The sequence below is a fragment of the Nostoc sp. LEGE 12447 genome (genome assembly GCF_015206985.1).
GTDB lineage: Bacteria > Cyanobacteriota > Cyanobacteriia > Cyanobacteriales > Nostocaceae > Nostoc.
Window position 1 is genome coordinate 1 of sequence record NZ_JADEXT010000016.1, and the last position, 20796, is coordinate 20796.

Sequence of the window (20796 nt, forward strand, 5' to 3'; positions counted from 1 at the left end):
GTCTTTCCTGGTGTCTATTGCGCGGTGGAACCACACTGATCCCTTCCCGAACTCAGAGGTGAAACGCTGTTGCGGCAACGATAGTTTAGGGGTCGCCCTACGCAAAAATAGCTCGGTGCCAGGGATATTATTCAACCACAACAACACAAGAAAAGCCTTCTCAAGATTAATTGAGCAGGCTTTTTTTGTTTCACGAAGTCATAGCAACCGCAAAGGCAAGTAAAACGTACCTTCCGCACCCCTAACTGTCACAAAGGGAAATTACGGAGAGAAAAAAGTTAAGTGAGAATCAAAATAGATATCATTAGTCAAAAAAGAGATTTCAGTAACCATGAATCATAAAAAATGGCATCAAAATAAGAGTGTAAATAAGGGGCAATAAGAACTGACGGCAGAAAAATGAGTTTGAGATAAATAAACGAAGATGTTAAAGACTGAAATCATAAATTAGAGTAATAAATGAAAGTGACATGTAGCTGATATTTGGTGAGATGTTAGAGGCTGTTTCTAAAGAAAAGTAAAGCTAACAATTTGGAGGAGTAAATCAATCCCAAAATAGACGAGGAGTTTAAGTCTAAGCGCCAATGATGTCTCGAAAACCTTATCCCAGTGACCTGACTGATTCAGAGTGGGAGAAGATTGCACCGCTCCTACCAGCAACGAGTCCAATTGGTCGGCCCCGTAAGGTGGATATGCGGGAGTTGCTTAATGGGATTTTCTATGTGTTGTCTGAGGGATGTAGGTGGCGTTCTTTACCCCACGACTTTCCACCCTGGCAAACAGTCTACAAGTATTTTCGTCATTGGCAACGCCTTGAGGTCTGGCATACTATCAATACCCATCTTAGGCAACAAGTTCGCAACAGCGTCGAGAAAGCAGATAACCTCACAGCAGGCATGAACGATAGTCAGTCGGTAAAAACGACGGAAAAAAGGGGGAGGTTTATGGCTATGACGGAGGCAAGCAAGTAAAAGGACGCAAACGTCATATCTTTGTGGATACATTGGGACTATTATTGGCAGTCGTCGTAACCGAAGCCAATTTTCCTGAACGTTTGGGAGCTACAGCTGTAGTGATGGAAGCGGCAGATGCCACAGAGGACATTGTACTCCTGAAGGGTAGATCAAGGCTACAGCGGGGAGAACCTTGCACGAGTGATTCAGCAATTGTGTGAGGCTAAAGTAGAAGTAGTGCGTCGCACCGAACCAGGATTTGTGGTGTTACCGAAGCGTTGGATTGTAGAACGAACTTTCGGGTGGTGGAATCACTATCGCCGCTTAAGTAAAGATTATGAACTACTTCCCGAAGTTAGTGAAGCAATGATCTATACGGTAATGATTCGCTTGATGCTACGACGACTAGCGCAGTCAGAATCAGCATCTTCATAATCTTTTAGAAACAGTCTCTTACCGTTGGATTATCTTTTTTAAGCGAAGCGTTAGCGAGTCCGCGAGCGTCTGTACTTTTTTGACCCTTTCAATTGCGCGAAAACCAGAACCATTAACGTACATTTCTAGGCATTCACGCTTAATATCTTCAGAATATCCTTTTGGTTCATAAGATTCGATAAATTGACGCTTACATCGAACGCAAATGTAATTTTGCTTACCACGTTGTCTACCGTTTTTACGTATATGAGTTGATGCACACTTAGGACATTGCATAGTGATCGCTCTAATTCATATTTCTATTCTGCAACGCCCATTTAACTTACCAACCTCCATCAATAGTAAACGCAAGTAAACGGAGCGAATAACTTCCCATTACAACAAGCGGCAATCATATTAACTAGCCCTTATCTCCTCGCACTTTTAACGCAAGTAGTCAACAGACAGTGCCTCGTAGTAGCTCTGTTTCGTTGTCAGAATTATGCAAGCCAAGTATGGGAGGTTGAGAATCAATCCCATACTCTGATTCATTAAGGTTTATCGCCCTCTCCCTGTCCTCCTGTGCCCTTCTGCCCTTGTGGTGCAGACATGATTCGCTTTTGCTGTTCTTGTAACCAAGTTTCAAAGAGTTCATTCAGTAGTCGGACTTTCATAAATTCATCTAGTTGTGCGGGGATAAATTTTTCCAGTCGCAAAATCACGAACCACTCGGCGATGCGGGTAGGGGGCAATATCTGGCCTGGTTGACTGCTAGATAGCATTTGCACCATTACCGGATGTAGTGCATTCAGTTCAATCGGACCTACTAAGCCGCCAGTTTGGGCTTCTGGCCCAAGCGAATATTCACGCGCCAAGTCAGCAAAAGAATTTTCTTTTGCCTGAATCCGGAAGTAAAGTTCTTGGGCAATTCCCACATCCTGGGTTCGCAGTAGGGAATAAATTACTTTATCTAGTTTTGCTTTGGACTGAAAAAAGTAGGATTCCAATTTATTACCCCAAGTGGCTTGCTTGAATTTTTCAATTTTAAGCTTACGAGTTGTAATAACTTCTAGCTGTTCGGTAGTCAGCCCTTGATGTGCCATCCAAGCCTGGATGTCTTCTTCATTTTTGAACTGTTTTTCAACGTAAAACTGCTGTTTGGCTTGGGCTATTTCCTCAGGTGTACACTCTATTGCTATCTTCTCGGAGCGTGAATTTTGCTCTATGGCCTCATCGAGGATCAATTCTCTCTGCAACTGTGGCAGCATTTGGTAATTTCCTAGCAAGGAAACCAGCTCACTCGCTGTGATTGTACGATTACCGATTTGGATCGCTTCAGTCATTAGCTTTCGGGAATCTCAATATTGTTAAAGAAGCTAAACCGTAGCCCATTCACTGGGAGCTTTTGTCTTAATTTTACCGAGTTAGGTACACTTACCTCACTTTCTCAATAATTACACACTTTAAAATATACAGATCATATATGTTTGTATAAAAATTTTACGTAAAACCGGTCATAGTGAAGACAAGATTAAAAGGGATAATCCCTCTTTCATGAAAGTGGGTTAAAACCTGATAGCAGTTCTCGACAATGGTGAGATACGTTATTAAGCTACTAAAGCTTGGGAAAAAATATTTGGGTGTACCTCAGTAGCTTAGAAAACGCTATACTTCATTGACTGTAACGTCGAAAACTCGTTCATTTATCCGAGAGTGACAAAAAGTGCGATTCGTTGTGTGACAAATCACCGTAGCCAGTCCGTAAATAATCACACCAACCAACACTAGCAATAAAGTTGGTTGAACTTTCGGTCTGATGCGGGTGAAAGCCCCGCCCAATAGACTCAGTTGTGACTCCTTATCTGCCCACACTGACCAGACTCGGTTTCTGGAGGGTGAAGCTGGGAACAGGGTGTAATCAGACATCCGTTGCGGGATGACACTGACGCTAACAGGGAGTTCCTACGGTGAAATAGAACCTAGAAAAGCAACCTACACTCAAGCAGAGCGCAACACTAAAACCCCGACTTCACTGGAGACAAAACATTATTCCCGCCACGCATTGTTTTGGGTAGTGGCATGAGTCCAGGGAATCCAGAGGTTGAATTGGTCCCACCTAAAGGAACATAGCAATCTGACCGAGGGAACGAATAAAAACGAATTGAGGGTGTAGGGGAGGTCGAATCCCTGCGTAGGCTAGACGAGAAGCGGAATTCTCTCAATTCGGGTAGGACTGACAGTAATTGGTCAGAGGTGTTCAGAATATACTTGCTTGGAGTTAGAGCATTATTAGACACAGCGATAATGCTAGTGAATCTTGGAAGAGTTTACCGTGGAAGAAATTTCGCCGTAATTTATTCCGCCTACAAAAACGAGTGTACAAAGCCATTCGAGACGGAGACAAAGTCAAAAACCTTTTAGCTATTCATCAAAGCTGCCACGATTACATACACATGGGCAATGACTCTAGTTAAGAACATCGAAAGCTGGGTGCGGGGAAAACCTGCACGCCCAGATTGAACAGAGAGGTGCGGCGGATAATACCGCCCATCGACTCTAACAGGGTTATTCCTCTTTCGCTCCCAGCCAGAAGATGGGTAAAATCTGCTAAGTGCAGGAAACCATAAATCTAGCTATTGCTAGATGCTGTAATTCTCTCAAACGCTATAATCTACATCTGTTGCACAGAGAGATTAACTTGTGGATGTCATATTAGAACGATCGCACGAATTAAAACAAGCCTTAGTTGATTTTGTCCTTGATGCTGAAGGCGAACTGGCACAAGCACTGGAAACTTATGCAGCAGCACAGTTGCGCCGTGGAAGTGGGGATAGTACACAGCAGGACTTAATCATTGATAGCTTTCTAACAGCAGGGAAAGTCGGTGATAAGTCTCCATTAGAGTTGTTTATCGAAAGCCATCCAGATTTAGAAGAGAGCGATCGCAATCTGATCAAAAGCTGGCATCATAGTTTTATTGGTTTATTTGCCATTAGTAACATCCTACCTGATGGCTTTGAATTGACGAACTGGATAACAGATAAATGCTACCTCGTCAAGCCTAACAATACCCAAACATTACAGGCAATATCTCGGTTGAAAATAGGAGAAATTTTACTAACTCGCATTTCTCCTGTTACCGATAGCTACTGGATGTTGTCTGGGCCCTATACAATAATGGGTAAATTAGGTAAACCCAAACTGGCTGTAGCAATTGGCAACTTCAAAGAAAAGTATAAAAGTAATCTTTACAGCGATGCTCCAGACTTGCTAGAAGAAGCTTGGCAGTCAGTAGAACAATATCATCAGCAGTTTGTAGACTTTTTTGGTACTGATGAAATCACCCTATCTGGATACCATCTTAATAAGAAAATCGCGGAATTTCAAGAAATAATTACTGAAAAAACCTTCGCAGCAGCAGGAATTGATACTTCCAAATCCTTGGCGGAAGTGGCAGAAGCAGCTGGCATTGGAGACGAGGAAATCAAAGCAGCAGCACAAGAGTTTGGCGCTGATTCTAATGTAGTCTCTCAGATGTTGAACAGCAAAGGCGGCAATAGCAAAATGGTTATGCCAAAGGTTGATTTACCTGCCGAACTCAAGAAAGCAGAACAGGTAACGGCTCTTTCTCATCCCCGTTGGGGACAAATGTTTTTACCAACATATAGTAAGGTACAAGCAATCTTATCAGCAGAAGACTGGCAAAGTGTTCAAGGGGCGGAAAAACTAATTCGCTACTATCTCGAAGATAAAAGTATTAATGCCTTTATTTGGCATCGACTAGCGCAACAATATCCAACTCAATTAGAAAATGTGTTGCAAATAGTTCTGCAACGTCCAGAGTTTCACCTTGAAAGCGACTTGGATGTGCTTTTGCAAGAATTCCACAAACCGATTGAGCCAGAGCTACCAGATATTGCCAGTGTACCCATACATTTGCATAATTTATTTCAGGAAGCTTTAGGAGAAGTTAATAAATCTAAATCAAAGGGTAAAGGGCAAGCAAAGCCAGCAAAGGGTTTTCAACGAGGTTAGTAATTCACCGTTCGCGTAATGGTACTCATGCTCGAAACCAAATAACCCTTCGACTCTGTGTTAGCGCAGAATTTTTGTAGCTTCTTGTAAAAATTTTTTGATGACATTTGGGAAAGCGTGTTTCTTTACATATCCCTTATTTCATCAATTTAATTCTCTATTAGGCGAACGGTACACAAAAAACCCCGACTTGATAGCCGAGGTAGATGGGAGAAGTCCAAATGTCGATGAGATATCGCAATACCGAAATCTGTTTTTATTAGCTAATGCCAGTTAGGTAGTTAAGTTTAGTTTTAGTTAAGTTATGTAAATAAATTTAACCTAAATATTACAAATAGTCAACTAAACTTGACAAAAAAATCTAATGGATATTATGAGAACTACTTATCAGTCAGTGTATAGGATTTTTTTTAGAGATGCGGTAAACGAAATAGGCAAAACAAAACGGGTTACTGGCTAAGATAGTGGGATGAAAATGAGAACCGATCTGCTTTAGAGTTAGAAAACTGAGGGATTAGCTGCATCAATCAAGGTAGTCGGAATTAGACCAGAGATTTGAGAAGCTAGCTACTAGATCACCAAAGTCTTTACAATTCCTTTGTTAGCTCAAAAAGTATTTCTCGACCTATGACAAATCAAGCTCCTATCCCGGTTATTGTCAACGGTGCTGCTGGTAAAATGGGCCGTGAGGTGATTAAGGCAGTGGCGCAAGCGCCTGACTTAAACCTAGTGGGTGCAATTGACCACAGTTTGGAACATCAAGATAAAGACGCTGGAGAATTAGCGGGTTTAAGCGAACCCCTTGAAGTGCCAATTACCAATCAATTGGAACCTATGTTAGGGTATGTGGCTGGCGACAGACAGTCTCCTCCAGGGGTAATTGTAGACTTTACTCATCCTGATTCAGTTTATGACAATATTCGTAGTGCGATCGCCTACGGTATTCGTCCAGTAGTCGGCACTACTGGGTTAAGTCCAGAACAAATTCAAGACTTGGCAGATTTTGCCGACAAAGCTAGCACTGGTTGTCTAATTATTCCTAACTTCTCTATTGGGATGGTGCTGTTGCAACAAGCCGCGATCGCAGCCTCCAAATATTTTGACCATGTGGAAATTATCGAACTGCATCACAACCAAAAAGCTGATGCTCCCAGTGGTACTGCCATTCAAACGGCGCAGTTACTAGGAGAATTGGGTAAAACTTTTAACCCTGCTCTTGTAGAAGAGACAGAGAAATTACCAGGAGCGAGGGGTAGCATAGCAGATGAAGGGATTAGAATTCATAGCGTGCGCTTGCCAGGACTGATTGCTCATCAAGAAGTTATTTTTGGCGCAGCAGGACAGATTTATACTTTACGACATGATACGAGCGATCGCGCTTGCTATATGCCAGGAGTACTACTAGCGATTCGCAAAGTCTTAGCGCTAAAGTCGTTAGTATATGGATTAGAAAAGATACTTTAGACTTTAAATACACTATTCAGCATTCATCACTCAGCACTCATGTTAGTACCACTGACTCGCCAGAAATTTGAACAAGTTATCCCCCTAATTGCCACTGGTTTGCAGTACAAGTACTATTGGGGGAAGTTTTCAAATTTTTTGCAACGGCTGTTAATTTCTGTAGTTGCCATAGTTGTTCTATTGCTTGTAACAGTCATTTTTAAACTTGAGTTTGCTTCAATAGTATTTGTGCTGGGGGTAGTTAGCGCTTTTTTTTGGCTGTGGTATCCAGTGTTTCAAGCAAGTATGCGGAATTTGCAATGCCGCCGTTATAAGTATGGCGGCTTTTTCCGTGGTCGAGTCCTAGATTGGTGGATCACAGACCAGTTGATGGGGAAACAAGAAACAGTCAACAGCAAAGGCCAACTGGTAATTGTGGAAAACCGAGAAAAACAAATTAACTTAGAGGTGGGTGATGAAACAGGATTTACCATTGAGTTTGTAGCACCATTACGTCCTGCTCACAAAGTTATTACTCGCGGTCAAATTGCCGAAATGGTAGTGCTGTCAAATCGTGCAGATTTAAGCAGTATTGAACAATTCAGCGATATATACATTCCCAGTCGTGACCTGTGGATTAGTGATTATCCTTATCTGCGGCGGGATTTCTTTAACGAAGTCGGTCGTCGCTTGCGTGAAGACCAACAACAAAAACCACGCCGTCGCCGTCGTAGAGACGAGGATTGAAAAAGAAGTCAAACAATTTTGGTTTTAGATTGACCCCATACCGTTGATGCGAAAGCTTGAATAAATAATTTTGAAATTTATTCTCGCGTTTAAATTCGGGGGCTTTAAAGCTTTTTGAATTTTAAATCTTTCAATCGAAAATTTACTGAAGGAGGTGGGATGATTTAATCAGTTTGCTAACGAGAGCATCCTACTTTGATGATTTTCCCTTTTAAACGATAGGTAACAGATCCACAAGCAAAACCTCCTAGCAAATCAGGCTCTGCATAAGTTTGCATAGGCGGATTTTGTTTATCTAGTCGCCATTTCCAATTGCCAGATATTTTTTCTAGAGTGGGATATTTTTTTAAAAACTGTGAATCTGCAACAATATCGTGAGTTCCCTTAAGACTTACCTTAGAACGATTAAGGTATATATTGTAATCGTAAATAACGTTTTTATTTTTATTACTACTATTAACAGCTTTGCCAGGATAAGCATAAAGAATGTTCCTTAAAATCCTGACATCAGATGATACATTAGCAAATATTTGCCCATCTTTAATTTCGGGACTTTGATTATTTAAAACAGCAGTATTATTTACAATATCAACATGATCGCTTAAAAATGTATGAATACCTGAACCACCATTATTAAATGTAAGATTGTTTTTAACTAAAGTGCGTCCTTTATATACACTCAACTTTGAGTTATTTTGATTATTTCTTGATGTATCGATAATAATGCCATTACCATCTGTGATCTTTCCGACTGCAATCCAAGGGATGAACATACGATTGTTATAGGTCTTGTTGTTGGTTACAAACATCTTGTATCCCCGATTGTTGTCAAAATTCCAATTGCTCAACATGGAAATACCACTGCAACCATAAACGCTGTACCAGGCATTATCGAACACCACGTTATTATTTATTGTCACGTAGTCTGATTCAATGACTGAAATGCCTGCTCCTCCACACTTGTGTACCTTGTTGTTGACAATACGTATATGGTGAGTATGACCATTTTTTCGTCCATCCACGTTGATGCAGTTTCCATTCGTCAGAGGGTTTAGTTTGTTAGTTTTCTGACTCATTGCATAATCTAGGGTTACATTGTCATTGTTCCCTATGACTTCAAGCCCATTTATCTCAATATATGACGCTCCATTGTGAATCAAAATTCCATTCCATCCATTGTGCTTAATTTTCGGACGATGCCCAGGATATGCTTTAAACTTAATCCATGCGTTTGCTTTTCCAGAGCGAGTAATAGATACTACCTGTCCATTTGGGCTTGCATTCCTGTAAACTCCGTTCATAATCAGTACGGTGTCCCCAGGGTTGGTCAGATTTGCTGCTTTTTGAATTGTCCTAAAGGGGGATGAATTAGAGAGTCCGCTATTTGTGTCATTTCCAGTACCACTAACGTAGTATGTTTTCGGTGTCGTCTTAGTGCTGATTAGCTGGCGACTGGATAAGATAATTTCCTTGTTAGTAGATACTTGATGGACGTTTTCAACTAAAGATACTTTTATATTTTCTCCTTTAGCCAAAAGACTCAATACTAAGGGAATTGCAAAGTATGCACTTAAGTTGAAACCTGTAATTACCACAAGAAACGGCTCCTTGTTAGGGACTACTTAACAAAAATATCAGGATATTCAGTGATTTTGAATGCTCTTTTGAATAGAAAATATAATAGAGTCGACTTTCCTAGCTCCCTCGATTTCCATCTTGTCCATAAGCTTGCCAAGCCAAGTCTACCAATCCATCAACGATCGCAGCTGCTACAACTGCATTACCTTTGCGACTCTCAATTGTAATATGGGGCACTAAGGAGTCTTGTAAACGCGCTTTCGCTTCATCAACATTGACAAATCCTACTGGAGTCGCAATTATCAAAGCAGGTCTAATTTCCTCAGCCTCAATTAAATCAACTAGTGCTGTTAGTGCTGTTTGTGCTTGACCAATCACAAAAATGCCCTCTGGATAACGCTTTGCTAAGGTTTCGATTCCCCATGCTGCCCGAGTTTTTTCTTTTTGAGGGCGTGTCAGAGCTTCCATACTGCAATACACCGGATTAGCAAAGGTGTTTTGAATCTCAGATGCAATACCTACTTGTACCATCGGGACATCTACTACAATCGTGGTACGCGCGGCTAGTGCTGCTGCTCCTGCTTGTAAGGCACGCTCAGAGAAACGAATCAAAGACTTATACTCAAAGTCAGCTGTAGAGTATATTACCCGCCGCACAATCTCATATTCTGCGGGTGAAAAGACATGATTTTCAATTTCATTATCAATAATTGCTAAACTTTGAGCATCAGTTACGTGCCATTCCATTTTTCTTGAGCTTCTTAAATATTAGCTTTCAGCTTATCAGCTTCAGGGATTTAGGAGTTAGGAGTTAATTAAAAACTCATAACTCCTAACTCAGCACTTATAACTCATTACTAGAAGAAGGTCGGCTGAAAACAGGAGATAAGTAGGCAACCAAGACACCGATAATAAAGCCAGAGATATTGCGAACTAGAGGTAGCCAGTCACTTGTACGTGTCACCACTGGCCCAATACCAAAGGCAATAAATAAGATCCCCCATAAAGGTGAGAAAATTAAAGCCCATTGCCAAGCAAAAACTTGTCCTTTCTCGCGGGGTTGAGCTGCAAATCCACAAATTATCCCACCAATAACTGAGGTAATCAAGGTGAGAATCCATTGCTCTCGTGGTAGTCCAGGAACAACATTGCAACCACCTTTGAGTAAACAGCCTTTAACAGATTCTAAAGCTTGCAGAATGGCTTGGTCTTCGCCTTGTTCGCGCACAAAGTACAAATTACCGAAGCGAGTTTGCAGTTCTATCCAGAATGTTCTGGGTAAAAGTTCATAAACAGCATCGCCGACGCTAAAACTGAGGATGTTACCGCCACGAGAATCGGCAACTAGTAAAATGCTTTTGTCATCCAAACCCCAATATTTTATAACTGCCCGGCCTGGGGTGCGGTCATACTGGGTCAATACTCGCAGTTTCCAGCCTGTATCGGCTTCAAACTGTTCTAAATCTTTGACAAGCTTTTCTTCTTGCAGCACAGGCAGAGATTTAGCTAAGTCTACAACTGGGGTAAAGGTGTCAGGGAGTAACTCAGGATTGTCATAAGCCAATGCTGGGGGAGAATTCATGACCCAAATTGACCCAGCCAGAAAAAAGACTGCGATAGATAGCAGAATTCGTCGCCAAAAACAAGATTGCATGGACGTTTTTATACAAATATCAACGGTAGAGGTGAACAAGTTGTTTTAAAAGAGTACGGGAAAAATGATAGTTCTTTACACTTGTTTACTTTACTCTAATCTAAGGGATCAAAGCAAAGCGTTTTTGGGAATAGGGCACTAGAGGCAGAGGGGCAGGGGGGAAAGAGATAATTTATTATTCTCCCCCTTGTCCTCTGCTCCCCGGTTTCTTTTCTTAGTCCCTAGTTCCCATTCCTTATTACCAATTCAATCTTCGTCATCAAAATTGGTTTCCCAGTTAACAGCGTCATCGTAACCTTCGTTAGCGCGGTATACTTCTGTTTTTATGCGGCGATTTTCTTGCCTTAGCACTTCTCGTTCTCGCAACGTTAGTGGTGGTTGTTCATTGCTTGGCAAGCGATCGCTATTTCGCCTCGTCGGTTTTGGGCGTGTGAAGTTTCTCCAAGCAGCTTTCGCGCCAACAAAAATGCTGCGTGTACCTACTTGCAGATTTTTAGCCTGAATTCTTGCACTATCGAGGGTTTGATCGACTTGTTTGGCTACTTGACTGGCATTTTTGACACCTTCACTAACATCATCAGTTAAGTCAGTTATTTCCAAACCAGTCACGCGAATAGCTTCTAGAGTGGGCGGTAACTCTCGTGAGAGTGTATCAAATAGCTTTTCTGCACTGCGAGCAGCGCGTGCTAACTCTTGCAAAGCGGGTATGGCCGCCACTAAAACCGCAGTTAAGCTTGTGGCGACTAGAAGTAAGGAGAGTCCCAACCAAAACAGGGGATCAATCACGGTAATGTCATTTATGAGCGTTCTAATGGCTGAGGAAGATAATCTGAGTCTTCAGGTGATGTTTGCCTCTGTAAGATTTGGCTTTCCTTTTGAGTGGCATCTACACCTGCTGCGATCGCTTCCCGTAATCGATCTAAAGTCTCATCCCAGTTTCGTAGTGCGCTGGCAGAGAGACGATCTGCTTGGATTTGCACACTCGTTGATAAATCTTCTGCCAATTCTGGGATAGCATTGGCAGATTTCTTCAAGATTTTACGCGTTTCGCGCCCTGTACGTGGAGCCACGAGCAAACCCGTTAAAGCACCGATGGTAGCTCCCAGCATCAAACCGCCAATAAATACTCCAGAACGGTTATTAGACATATTGTTGTTTCTCTCCTTACACCTATTTTAGGTGTGTTTTCTCTCCTTGTAAGGCTCACCGATTTTATTCAGTTAATCTATCCTGACAAAATATCAGCCAAAAATGTTGCTTTTGTTCATTAAACATTAAAACCATTAATTACTTATGATTCAAAACTCCCTGGGTTACTTTCCCTCTGTATCTTTGTACCTTTGTGTCAGCCCTAATTATAAATGTTCATGTGAACTTGACATAACTCATTTGGCAACAGTTCTTTTCCCGGATATTAACTCTAGCCTGCGAAAATAACGCTGCCAAATTTGCTGTCCTTGTAAAAGTAGACTGATAATTTGTCGCACTTGTTGGATTTGCATTTTTAGTGCTTGATTTTTCTGCCGTAAGTTATAAATATTCTCCTGACTGAGATAAATATTTTCTGGTGCTTTATTTAATACTGTATGAGTACAACTTTCATAAACAGTTAACGTATCTGCTATGTATGCTAGCCGCTGCTTGAGTTGCCACACTCGCCAAGCCACATAGACTAGTATCAACGAAATGAGGGTATTAACGAGGATAACTAAAATTACCATTGTTTATCTTCACCAATATCAGCTTTGCGGAATTGTTCTATATACTTGACTACGAATTTTAGATTTTAGATTTTTTTGGGGATGAACCAGAAAATCGCCAATTCACCAATTTTGTAACAACTATATGCCCACACCTGGCAAAACCACAGCTACAATTGCCTTAGATTCATGACTCGGTTTGCGAAATCAACCCGTATGCTTAAAAAGCCCCAGTTTTACTACGTTTCACTCCTTAACCTGATAATCCTAGTCAATTTGCGACCTTTGCGGCATCTAAGCACAATGGCATAGCCCCTTCAACATCCTGTGAGAGAACTACACTCCTTATTGGAGCCTCCTCAGCATCGCCTTTATTATTGTGCTATTACCTCTACCAGTTTTCCAGTCTGTCGCGTGAAGTTCACTAACATTTTGCTTGCAAACCCTCGCCAGTGCTTCAAATTGCTGGATGTGCGGTGGGGACAAGGAAAGTGGGAAAGGAAAGAGTCTATTAATTACCTCTTCCCTTATACAATTTTCCTAGCCGATGGCTTTCCCCTCTTCCCTTAACCTTCTTGTTGAAGGCTTATCCCTGGTATTTCACTAATTCGTTGCTAATAATGATTACTTTTTCTCTATATCCAGTAGAAGGTAAGGATGTCAAAAAAATTACTATCAACTAATTCCTTCCGAGCCATTTTAGTTGCTTTGACAATTGGATTTGTTGGGTGTGGAAATCAAGCTGCAAGAACTGCATTCACTCAAACTACCACCCCGGTAAATGAGAACCTTCCTCAAGTTGTAGCAACAACAAGTGTACTATGTGATTTAACCAAGCAAGTTGTCGGGAATACAGTTAACCTCACTTGCTTAATTGATCCTAGTGCCAATCCTCGCGTTTATAAACCAAAGCCAGAAGATCGTAGAGCCATTGAGCAAGCTAATCTCATTCTCTATAGTGGCTATAATTTAGAACCAAATCTGATCAAATTAATTAAAGCAACTAAAAATACTGCGCCTAAAATAGCCGTCGGTCAACTTGCGGTATCTAAGCCACAAAAATTTCAGAAAAACGGCAAGAATTTAATTAATCCTCATCTTTGGCATAATACTAAGAATGCTATCAGAATGGTGGAGGTAATTAATAGTAATCTGAGAAAATTAGAATCTAGTGATGCAGCAAATTATAACAGCAACGCCAAAAAAATTACCAATGAACTCACTCAGCTAGATAGCTGGATTAAGTCAAGAATTACGAGTATTCCTGCCAAAGAACGTAAGTTAGTTACAACCTCTAATGCACTGAGTTATTACGCCAAAGCATACGGTATTCCATTAGCAGGCGGATTACAAGGTATTAATAGTGGCCAAAACTTGACACCTACACAAGTTAGAAATTTAGTTACAAATATTAAACGGGCTAAAGTCTCAACGATTTTCCCTGAAACGGCAATTAACGAGAATTCACTTCAATCTGTAGCAAGAGTTGCTGAAGTGAAAATTTCTGATAGAAAGTTATATGTTGAGGGACTTGGTGAACCGGGAAGCGAGGCGGACACTTATCAGAAAATGATGATTGCCAATACACGCACAATTATAGAAGGGTTAGGAGGAACGTATTTAATGTTTCAATCGAAAACTGCTAATTAGTTATAAATTCCATTAATAAATCTGATAAACCGAAATGTTTTAGATTAATGAAAATTCGGTTTATCAGTCCTTTTTTAAAGACGAAAATGCTAATGCTATTTGTCTTTTAATCTAATATCAATCACAGTTGCATTGAAGTTGTAGTTAAAGCCTTCCAACTCAAACGGCATTCCAATTTTAACTTTACTGTTACCTAGAACGGGGCCATTGTCAGTAACCTGGGCTTTACCGTCTAGAGTCAAAAGCAAATCTGTACTAAAATTGTTGGTTTTTGGATCTGGTAATTCTTTTACACTACCATCTGGTTGGAAAACATTGACTGTTCTAGGTAGCTGTTGAATGGATTTAATTTCAATCTGTCCATAAGGTTGATTGCGGATAATCACATTAGTCTTTCCACCTTTTTTTAAACCTTGGTTAAATAATTGCTCAGGGTCACGGACATTCAAGCCACGAACAACTAAGTCTACTTCTATAGGTATTGTTTTCGCACCAACTTGGGCAACAGAACCAGAAGTTCCAGGAAAGACAAAGATGCCAAATATCACTAGCAGAATTACCAGTGCAGCACCTAAATCTAAGAGGTTGATTTTGCCGAACAAGCGACCTTTTGAATCTAAAATAGCCATAAAAATTTTTCCGAGGTAATAGCGAAGTAATTGATTGTAGCAAGAAGGCTTTCGATGAAAACGGCAATTTTTCCTATTTGGTAATAACTCAAAGCGGCTGGGCGTTGTAGTTATGCGACAGTTTATCACGAGTTTCGTAAGTTAGCAGGGGTGGGAGCTAACCCTGAAACTTTTACCCGTTCAGACTGACGCACCCAGAAAGTAATATCTAGTGTTTAAGCCTATCTCTAGAGGGAATCTCTAGTCCACCACAATTCGGTAAATTTGCGTAAGCATTAGCTGTATCACAACTCATTTGCTATTGAGTTAAGAATGCAACTTAGAATCCTCTAAATCCGTCTCATAATTTGTCCGATTATTTTATGTTCTCCCGAAATAATCTTTAAAGCGTATTATGTTCAATTGGAAAGGTTTTGTTGCAAGTTACCGTGTGTGGCGGCGTAGCTGGTTTTATCCCCTAATTTCGGTGGTAGTCGCCCTGAGTTTGTGTCTGAGTACACCCTTGCCTGGAAGAACTTTAGACTTCTTGCCTCTTATATTGCAGGGAGTCCAGGTACTTCAGCTTTCTAATATATCTGATCGCCAGGAAACTGATATTGGCAAGCAGATTAATCAGCAAATACTGGGGGGTCAAGTCAAACTTTACCGGAATGCTGAAGTTAATCGCTATGTAGAACAAATTGGTCGGCGTTTAGCAGCTAATAGCGATCGCCCCAACCTTCCCTTCATTTTCCAAGTCGTTGAAGATGATGCGATTAATGCCTTTGCAACTTTAGGAGGCTATGTATATGTCCACACAGGTTTACTGAAAACCGCAGACAATGAAGCGGAACTTGCAAGTGTCATCGCCCATGAAATTGGTCATATTGGCGGGAAGCACTTGGTTAAACAGATGCGGCAAAAAGCGGTCGCTAGTGGTTTAGCAACAGCAACTGGTTTAGATCGCAATACAGCAGTGAATATTGGTGTAGAACTTGCCTTGAATCGTCCTCGTAGTCGTCAAGATGAATTTGATGCCGATCAAAGAGGGCTACGAACCTTGACACGCGCTGGGTATGCCCAGTCTGGGATGGTTTCTTTTATGCAAAAGCTACTGAAAAAGGGTGGTTCTACTCCGACATTTTTGAGTACACACCCCGGAACTAGCGATCGCATTGATGCCCTCAGACGTGCAATTAACACCCAACCTAGTAATGGAAATTATGGGTTGGATAATGCTAGTTATAAAGCTAATATTCGACCTTTAGTAAAGTCTTAAGGGAATGGGGAATGGGGAATGGGGAATGGGGAATGGGGAATGGGGAATGGGGAATTGCTTACTTCCCTTGTCTCCCTAATCTTCCACATCTTTCCCTCCACCTCATCTCGACGAATATTATTCAATTCTTATTGCGACGATCAACTTTGATTTTGGCTGGATTAACGGTAATTACAACTTCTTCTAAAGGGAGGGTACGGAGATAGTTTTTAAAAATGTTAACTTGATAAACCAGGTTATTCGTTACATCCAGTCCAGTCAACCAGCCACTCCGGGGATGATAAGCGCCAGTATCTATGTCTAGCCATCCCTGTCCTTGTGCCAGTTTCCCAGGAGAAACACCAGGCAGAGTAAAAGTAATCGTGTGACCGATGATAATAAGCTTATCTGGAAAGTAGGGTTTTTCGATGCTGTGAAATTCCTCTCGTATCCAGCACAGTTGATCGGCAGTTTGTTCTGTCACCGACTTGGAAGGGTCAACCCCAGCATGAGTTAACCAAATATCCCCCAAGTCGAGATATGTAGGCAAACTCTTGAACCAATCCAGATGGTCATCGGGGATTGAAGCCTCGTGGTAACTGGCTACGGTAGCTTGCCCTCCACTATACAACCACGCTTGCATCGTCGGGGAGGAAGTTCTTTCATTAGTCAAAATGTTTAATAACATCTGCTCATGATTTCCCAGCAAACATGGGTAGTTATGTCGTTTGACAAAATTAACTACTTGTGAGCTATGAGGCCCGCGATCGATTAAGTCTCCCAAAAAATAGATTTGATCGTCTGACGTGGGAGCGATCGCCTCCAACAAAGTCATTAAACCTTCATAGTGTCCATGTACATCCCCAATTACTATTCGTCTGGGGCTAGTTTCGCTCATTGTCTCTTAGCTTCAATAGTTTTGCTAATACTTCTGCTACAGTTTAAGCTGTCTGGTTTCCGTAATGAAAGGTAAAAATACTGAACTAAGTTTTATTTTAATTTAATTATTATTCCAGAAATAAATATTATTAATGATGAACATAGAGTAGTATGGATAGTCTTTACTGCTAGTAAAGAAAATTAGCAAATGCCACTCGCGTTAGCTTAAAATCTAAGCTGTTGCTGTATTTCTAACTTTTTACCTCAACAATGTCTAAAGATTTTTCTGCTGAGATTAGTTCGCGCATCTGCCAGCACATGAATGACGATCATGCTGATGCCATAGTTCTTTATGCTAAAGCTTTTGGTGGTGTAACAGATGCGATTGCAGCAAAAATGTTGTCAATTGATGCACAAGGTATGGATTTGACAGCGCAAGTCAATGGTGAAGCTGTACCAGTTCGCATTCAGTTTGATCGTGTTTTAGTAGATGCAGAAGATGCTCATCAAACTCTCATTGCAATGGTAAAGCAGGCGCGGGTAAACGCAAAGTAGAAATTTGGAAGTAACTAAAGACCGCCATTGCGTTTTATATTAGCTATCACCCAGAGATACCGACCTCTTCCTTGACTACTGCGGTATGAGGCTGGGTTTGAATAATTTCAAACTTCCAGTCTGAAGAATAATCAGGCAAATCATAGCCAACACTCTTAACATGAGCCAGCATCAACTCATCGCGTTGGTGCCAAACAGCAAATATGCTTTCTCTACCATCGTCAAGCGTTTCTAGGTCGATTTTATAAACCTCATTTACCCGCTTTAGTTTCAAGCCCAACAAATTTAAGAGTCGACTGAGTATTTTTATTGCCGAAACCTGCTCTTTTTCTCCGACTAAGTTAATACCAAGCGCCCTTTTAATATGCTTACTATGCTGAAAAACAATATTTTTAAGCATTATTAAATCTGGATTACTCTCGGTAAACTCTCTTTCTGCTTCGAGAAACTGAAGCATTCCCAACGCTCTCATCGCCTCAACTTTGAGTGTGTAAGTTTTTAAATCTGGTAGAAAAACTTTCCCTTCACCCCAAGACAATTGCTGATGCCATTCTTGCTGATCTCTGACATGAAAATACTCGCTTTCATGAGTGAGATAATAATGAATTAACAATTGACGATAATATCCTTGGTCATCCTGCAATTTTAGCCAAGGAGTAACTTCTACACCATACCTTTGTCTGAGAACATATTTATTAATTTGGTTACGTTCTCCATCAGTTAGAGAATGTTTTACTAATAGCTGATCATATTCTACATAATCGATATCTTTAGCATTAGCTACAGCCTTTGCTAGCGATAGTTGATTTTGCTGCTTAATATCTTTAATTTTGCGTTTAATATCTTTAGCTTTTTGACGGCTTTGCGCCCAATCTTTTTGAACTTTGACAATTTCTAAAACTAATCTTCTGCGGGTAGCTAAATCATCGGCATCAGTTGCCAAAAATGCCAGCCGTAAATCTCGAATAATATTATTATGAACAGCATTGCTCCGCATCTGAATTTGATGCCCATCAGCAATCAAACCATCTTGCATCGATTGACGATAGAGGCGGATAGAAGCATTTACCCGTGCAGATAACTTAGCCCAAGTTCGCAAATGAATCGGGTCATGAACTAAAGGTAAATCGACATCTATTTTATGTAATGGACTAAGCAAAGCTAAGTTTTCTTTTTGATTTTCTTGATACCAGTCAGATAGCAAGCGATAATTTGTACTACCACTACCAATTAAACCAATACCTCGTTTCGCACACCAAACAACACGCGGCACATCATCTCGCACTCTCGCTAATGCTTGTCTTGCTTCCGAGTCAGGAATTACCCCTTGAAAAATTCCATAAACTCGGTCGAAATGTTGGACATCAATACTAATTCCTGTACCAAGACTTGGGGTAACAAAAACGCCATCATATTCAGAGATTTTTTGATTGATTGCTGCAATAAAATCAACGGCTGCGTGGCCAGGTGTATTTGTAGTATGGCTACTAACTACCAAAGTTTTGGGAAATTGCCGTCGTAATTTTTGTAAGCGTTCTTTCAGGTAACGTTCGATTGTTTCACAACTGTAACGCCCAGCGCGACTATCGGTAGTAACATAACATTTACGTCCGGCAAGTAAATCTAATTCTAATTGGTGAATTAGCGGGGTTGGGTTCGGCGAATCGTAAAAAGTTACATCCCAACCTTGTTGAGGCTTCCATTGGTTGAGAACTACCCAAGGCGTTAATTTTATTCCTGCTAATCCCTGTAGATATTCAAGTGATACATCTGATAAATCAGCATCTTGGGCAATTACTAAACCCCCAGTTGTTAAAACTGTGGAAATTAGTTGCTGGAATAATCTTAATATTTTTACACGTTTATGTTTACAAGTATTACTGTTTAGTAGATGCCACAAAGATTGCTCTACTTCATCTAAAATTATTATTGCCCCGTGCCAATTTTCAGGATTAAGTTTCCAAATGGAATCAACGCACAGTCCAAGGGATTGCTGTGGAGAGAGTGAACGGAGGATGGGAGGAGCGGGAGTAAGTGTTTTATTAATCCTTTTATCCCCATCTTCTTTATGCGTTCCCCATTGAATACCGATTTTTTCGCACAAAAATCGTCCTAGTAAAATTCTGTGAGTAATTAATAAAACGGGTTGATTTCTAATTTTTGCTTGCTGAACAACGGCTTGCAGTGCTGTAGTTTTACCTGTTCCTTTTGCAGACTTGACTCCTACTAATCCAGAAGTTGGAAAGGGGATTTCACCTATAAAAGGTCGATTCAAGGTAAGAGCAGCAGGAATAGTTAACTCAGTATGGGGTTTTGTTTGAGCAAGATAAATTTCTAAATCAACACTTTGACGATAAATTTTCTCGAAACTAGTTGCACCTTTCGCAACGATAAACTCATCAACCCCTTTTTCCATTCCTGGAAGTTCGATAACTTTAACAGGGCAATTTTCTTGCTGGAATAAACAACCAAGTTGAGAAATAGCATTATTTACAGCAGCAATTGTTTTAGGTTGAGTTTCAAAATCAAAACAAATATAAAAGCTACGCTTTGTAATTGCAAACGCTGCTAAGTCAGGAATTAGCTGACGACGGGTAACTTTGCCAAATTCATCTTTAACAACCCGATAACCACTGGTAATTCCGGGAATAGCAATAGCTGCATATCCTTGTGTCAACAGCGTTGCTGCTTTTTTCACACCCTCGCAGAGAATCAGGGGAATGTTATGTTGCATCACCCATTGCCAAAAGCCTCTAGCTTCACCATCAGCAGTAATGGTGATATTTTCAGGCATGACCAGATTGTAACGTCCAGCAACTTGCTGCCACACTTGCAGCGTTACCCGCAAACAAAATACCCGCGTTGGTGTGCTAGGGGGATGCTCGTATTTGATGGACTTAGCATTGTGATTCTGTCGGGGTTGGTTTGGTTTAAAGCATCCCCATTCCATCTTTTGCCAACTATTCAAAGGGTCTAGCCCGGAACACCACCAACCCCCTTCAGTAATATGAGCATAACGCTGCAACCAGCCAGCTTTCACCATTCCAGTATTGGTGCGGGGGAGTAGCTCAGAAATCAACAGGTACTCATAAGCAGTTACGCCTTGGAGCGACCTAAAATTGAGTTGCACTAAGTGTAAGTCTATACCACTACTCTTGACTAATTCCTCAAGGTGTTGGGGGTGTAAATAGTGCAGATGCATAGGGAAAGACCCGAAGAGAAGACGATGAGATTAAAACATTAGCACGCATCTGTTTTTTTTCTATAAGCGAGATTGCTAGGCTTTGATGATGCTTTTTTTACTTCGTCACGGGAGACACAT

General features: G+C 40.9%; 17 protein-coding genes, 1 rRNA gene and 3 pseudogenes. 9 read left to right on the plus strand and 12 right to left on the minus strand.

Translation table 11 applies throughout. From position 1 onward, the window contains the following. The first annotated feature begins 6 nt into the window (after positions 1-6). Positions 7-124 (plus strand): 5S ribosomal RNA (gene rrf / locus IQ274_RS17365). A gap of 463 nt (positions 125-587) precedes the next feature. After that, a pseudogene (locus IQ274_RS17370) lies at positions 588-1388 on the plus strand (IS5 family transposase). Positions 1389-1460: 72 nt separating this feature from the next. On the opposite strand, the pseudogene IQ274_RS17375 reads toward IQ274_RS17370, so the two are convergent. From IQ274_RS17375 to IQ274_RS17385, 3 genes and pseudogenes are all read right to left on the minus strand, one after another. Next, positions 1461-1664 (minus strand): annotated as a pseudogene (locus tag IQ274_RS17375) (transposase-like zinc-binding domain-containing protein); the annotation flags it as partial. 254 nt (positions 1665-1918) lie between these two features. Beyond that, positions 1919-2710 (minus strand): peptidylprolyl isomerase, encoded by a 792-nt coding sequence (locus IQ274_RS17380; RefSeq protein ID WP_163935568.1) that lies wholly within the window; start codon positions 2708-2710, stop codon positions 1919-1921. A 322-nt stretch (positions 2711-3032) separates the two neighbouring features. Beyond that, positions 3033-3293, minus strand: a complete 261-nt coding sequence (locus IQ274_RS17385; protein ID WP_194142974.1) for a hypothetical protein — start codon at positions 3291-3293, stop codon at positions 3033-3035. Between the two features lie 359 nt (positions 3294-3652). On the opposite strand from IQ274_RS17385, the pseudogene IQ274_RS17390 reads away from it, so the two are divergent. From IQ274_RS17390 to IQ274_RS17405, 4 genes and pseudogenes are all read left to right on the plus strand, one after another. Beyond that, positions 3653-3778: pseudogene (locus tag IQ274_RS17390) on the plus strand (reverse transcriptase N-terminal domain-containing protein); the annotation flags it as partial. A gap of 289 nt (positions 3779-4067) precedes the next feature. Next, positions 4068-5402, plus strand: a complete 1335-nt coding sequence (locus IQ274_RS17395) for a hypothetical protein (RefSeq protein ID WP_194142975.1) — start codon at positions 4068-4070, stop codon at positions 5400-5402. A 627-nt stretch (positions 5403-6029) separates the two neighbouring features. Further along, on the plus strand, positions 6030-6866 hold the full coding sequence (dapB, locus tag IQ274_RS17400) for a 4-hydroxy-tetrahydrodipicolinate reductase (protein WP_012411217.1): 837 nt from the start codon (positions 6030-6032) through the stop codon (positions 6864-6866). A 39-nt stretch (positions 6867-6905) separates the two neighbouring features. Beyond that, complete coding sequence (locus IQ274_RS17405; protein ID WP_179073515.1) at positions 6906-7592, plus strand: phosphate ABC transporter permease; 687 nt, start codon at positions 6906-6908, stop codon at positions 7590-7592. A gap of 176 nt (positions 7593-7768) precedes the next feature. On the opposite strand, the gene IQ274_RS17410 is transcribed toward IQ274_RS17405, so the two are convergent. The 6 genes from IQ274_RS17410 to IQ274_RS17435 all read right to left on the minus strand — a co-directional run bounded on the left by IQ274_RS17410 (position 7769) and on the right by IQ274_RS17435 (position 12545). Further along, positions 7769-9187: a right-handed parallel beta-helix repeat-containing protein gene (locus IQ274_RS17410; protein WP_194142976.1), complete on the minus strand. Its 1419-nt coding sequence runs from the start codon at positions 9185-9187 to the stop codon at positions 7769-7771. Between the two features lie 100 nt (positions 9188-9287). Beyond that, positions 9288-9917: a precorrin-8X methylmutase gene (locus IQ274_RS17415; RefSeq protein WP_114084626.1), complete on the minus strand. Its 630-nt coding sequence runs from the start codon at positions 9915-9917 to the stop codon at positions 9288-9290. 97 nt (positions 9918-10014) lie between these two features. Next, a complete protein-coding gene (locus tag IQ274_RS17420) occupies positions 10015-10824 on the minus strand; it encodes a TPM domain-containing protein (protein ID WP_041565603.1) in 810 nt (269 codons plus the stop codon). A 246-nt stretch (positions 10825-11070) separates the two neighbouring features. After that, complete coding sequence (locus IQ274_RS17425; protein ID WP_163935554.1) at positions 11071-11610, minus strand: DUF948 domain-containing protein; 540 nt, start codon at positions 11608-11610, stop codon at positions 11071-11073. An 11-nt stretch (positions 11611-11621) separates the two neighbouring features. After that, positions 11622-11972 (minus strand): YtxH domain-containing protein, encoded by a 351-nt coding sequence (locus IQ274_RS17430; RefSeq protein ID WP_114084629.1) that lies wholly within the window; start codon positions 11970-11972, stop codon positions 11622-11624. A gap of 237 nt (positions 11973-12209) precedes the next feature. Continuing rightward, on the minus strand, positions 12210-12545 hold the full coding sequence (locus IQ274_RS17435) for a hypothetical protein (RefSeq protein ID WP_194142977.1): 336 nt from the start codon (positions 12543-12545) through the stop codon (positions 12210-12212). A gap of 636 nt (positions 12546-13181) precedes the next feature. Here IQ274_RS17435 and IQ274_RS17440 point away from each other — a divergent pair. Further along, complete coding sequence (locus tag IQ274_RS17440) at positions 13182-14174, plus strand: metal ABC transporter solute-binding protein, Zn/Mn family (RefSeq protein WP_194142978.1); 993 nt, start codon at positions 13182-13184, stop codon at positions 14172-14174. A gap of 95 nt (positions 14175-14269) precedes the next feature. Here IQ274_RS17440 and IQ274_RS17445 read toward each other — a convergent pair whose 3' ends face one another. Then, positions 14270-14803, minus strand: coding sequence for a DUF4330 domain-containing protein (locus tag IQ274_RS17445; protein WP_114084633.1), 534 nt, complete (start codon positions 14801-14803; stop codon positions 14270-14272). 394 nt (positions 14804-15197) lie between these two features. On the opposite strand from IQ274_RS17445, the gene IQ274_RS17450 reads away from it, so the two are divergent. Further along, positions 15198-16061, plus strand: coding sequence for a M48 family metallopeptidase (locus IQ274_RS17450; RefSeq protein ID WP_194142979.1), 864 nt, complete (start codon positions 15198-15200; stop codon positions 16059-16061). A gap of 121 nt (positions 16062-16182) precedes the next feature. On the opposite strand, the gene IQ274_RS17455 is transcribed toward IQ274_RS17450, so the two are convergent. Beyond that, complete coding sequence (locus tag IQ274_RS17455; RefSeq protein WP_194142980.1) at positions 16183-16938, minus strand: metallophosphoesterase family protein; 756 nt, start codon at positions 16936-16938, stop codon at positions 16183-16185. A 251-nt stretch (positions 16939-17189) separates the two neighbouring features. On the opposite strand from IQ274_RS17455, the gene IQ274_RS17460 reads away from it, so the two are divergent. Further along, complete coding sequence (locus IQ274_RS17460) at positions 17190-17474, plus strand: DUF2470 domain-containing protein (protein WP_194142981.1); 285 nt, start codon at positions 17190-17192, stop codon at positions 17472-17474. Between the two features lie 46 nt (positions 17475-17520). Here the strand turns inward: IQ274_RS17460 and IQ274_RS17465 are convergent, their stop codons facing one another. Beyond that, positions 17521-20676 (minus strand): plasmid replication protein, CyRepA1 family, encoded by a 3156-nt coding sequence (locus IQ274_RS17465; protein ID WP_194142982.1) that lies wholly within the window; start codon positions 20674-20676, stop codon positions 17521-17523. Positions 20677-20796: the final 120 nt, after the last annotated feature.

Excerpts from the sequence above, each read along its gene's own strand:
- IQ274_RS17430 (WP_114084629.1), bottom strand. The coding sequence starts at position 11,972 with ATGTCTAATAACCGTTCTGGAGTATTTATTGGCGGTTTGATGCTGGGA.
- IQ274_RS17440 (WP_194142978.1), top strand. The coding sequence starts at position 13,182 with ATGTCAAAAAAATTACTATCAACTAATTCCTTCCGAGCCATTTTAGTT.
- IQ274_RS17435 (WP_194142977.1), bottom strand. The coding sequence starts at position 12,545 with ATGGTAATTTTAGTTATCCTCGTTAATACCCTCATTTCGTTGATACTA.
- IQ274_RS17445 (WP_114084633.1), bottom strand. The coding sequence starts at position 14,803 with ATGGCTATTTTAGATTCAAAAGGTCGCTTGTTCGGCAAAATCAACCTC.
- IQ274_RS17460 (WP_194142981.1), top strand. The coding sequence starts at position 17,190 with ATGTCTAAAGATTTTTCTGCTGAGATTAGTTCGCGCATCTGCCAGCAC.
- IQ274_RS17420 (WP_041565603.1), bottom strand. The coding sequence starts at position 10,824 with ATGCAATCTTGTTTTTGGCGACGAATTCTGCTATCTATCGCAGTCTTT.
- IQ274_RS17465 (WP_194142982.1), bottom strand. The coding sequence starts at position 20,676 with ATGCATCTGCACTATTTACACCCCCAACACCTTGAGGAATTAGTCAAG.
- IQ274_RS17455 (WP_194142980.1), bottom strand. The coding sequence starts at position 16,938 with ATGAGCGAAACTAGCCCCAGACGAATAGTAATTGGGGATGTACATGGA.
- IQ274_RS17405 (WP_179073515.1), top strand. The coding sequence starts at position 6,906 with ATGTTAGTACCACTGACTCGCCAGAAATTTGAACAAGTTATCCCCCTA.
- IQ274_RS17415 (WP_114084626.1), bottom strand. The coding sequence starts at position 9,917 with ATGGAATGGCACGTAACTGATGCTCAAAGTTTAGCAATTATTGATAAT.
- IQ274_RS17385 (WP_194142974.1), bottom strand. The coding sequence starts at position 3,293 with ATGTCTGATTACACCCTGTTCCCAGCTTCACCCTCCAGAAACCGAGTC.
- IQ274_RS17450 (WP_194142979.1), top strand. The coding sequence starts at position 15,198 with ATGTTCAATTGGAAAGGTTTTGTTGCAAGTTACCGTGTGTGGCGGCGT.
- dapB (WP_012411217.1), top strand. The coding sequence starts at position 6,030 with ATGACAAATCAAGCTCCTATCCCGGTTATTGTCAACGGTGCTGCTGGT.
- IQ274_RS17380 (WP_163935568.1), bottom strand. The coding sequence starts at position 2,710 with ATGACTGAAGCGATCCAAATCGGTAATCGTACAATCACAGCGAGTGAG.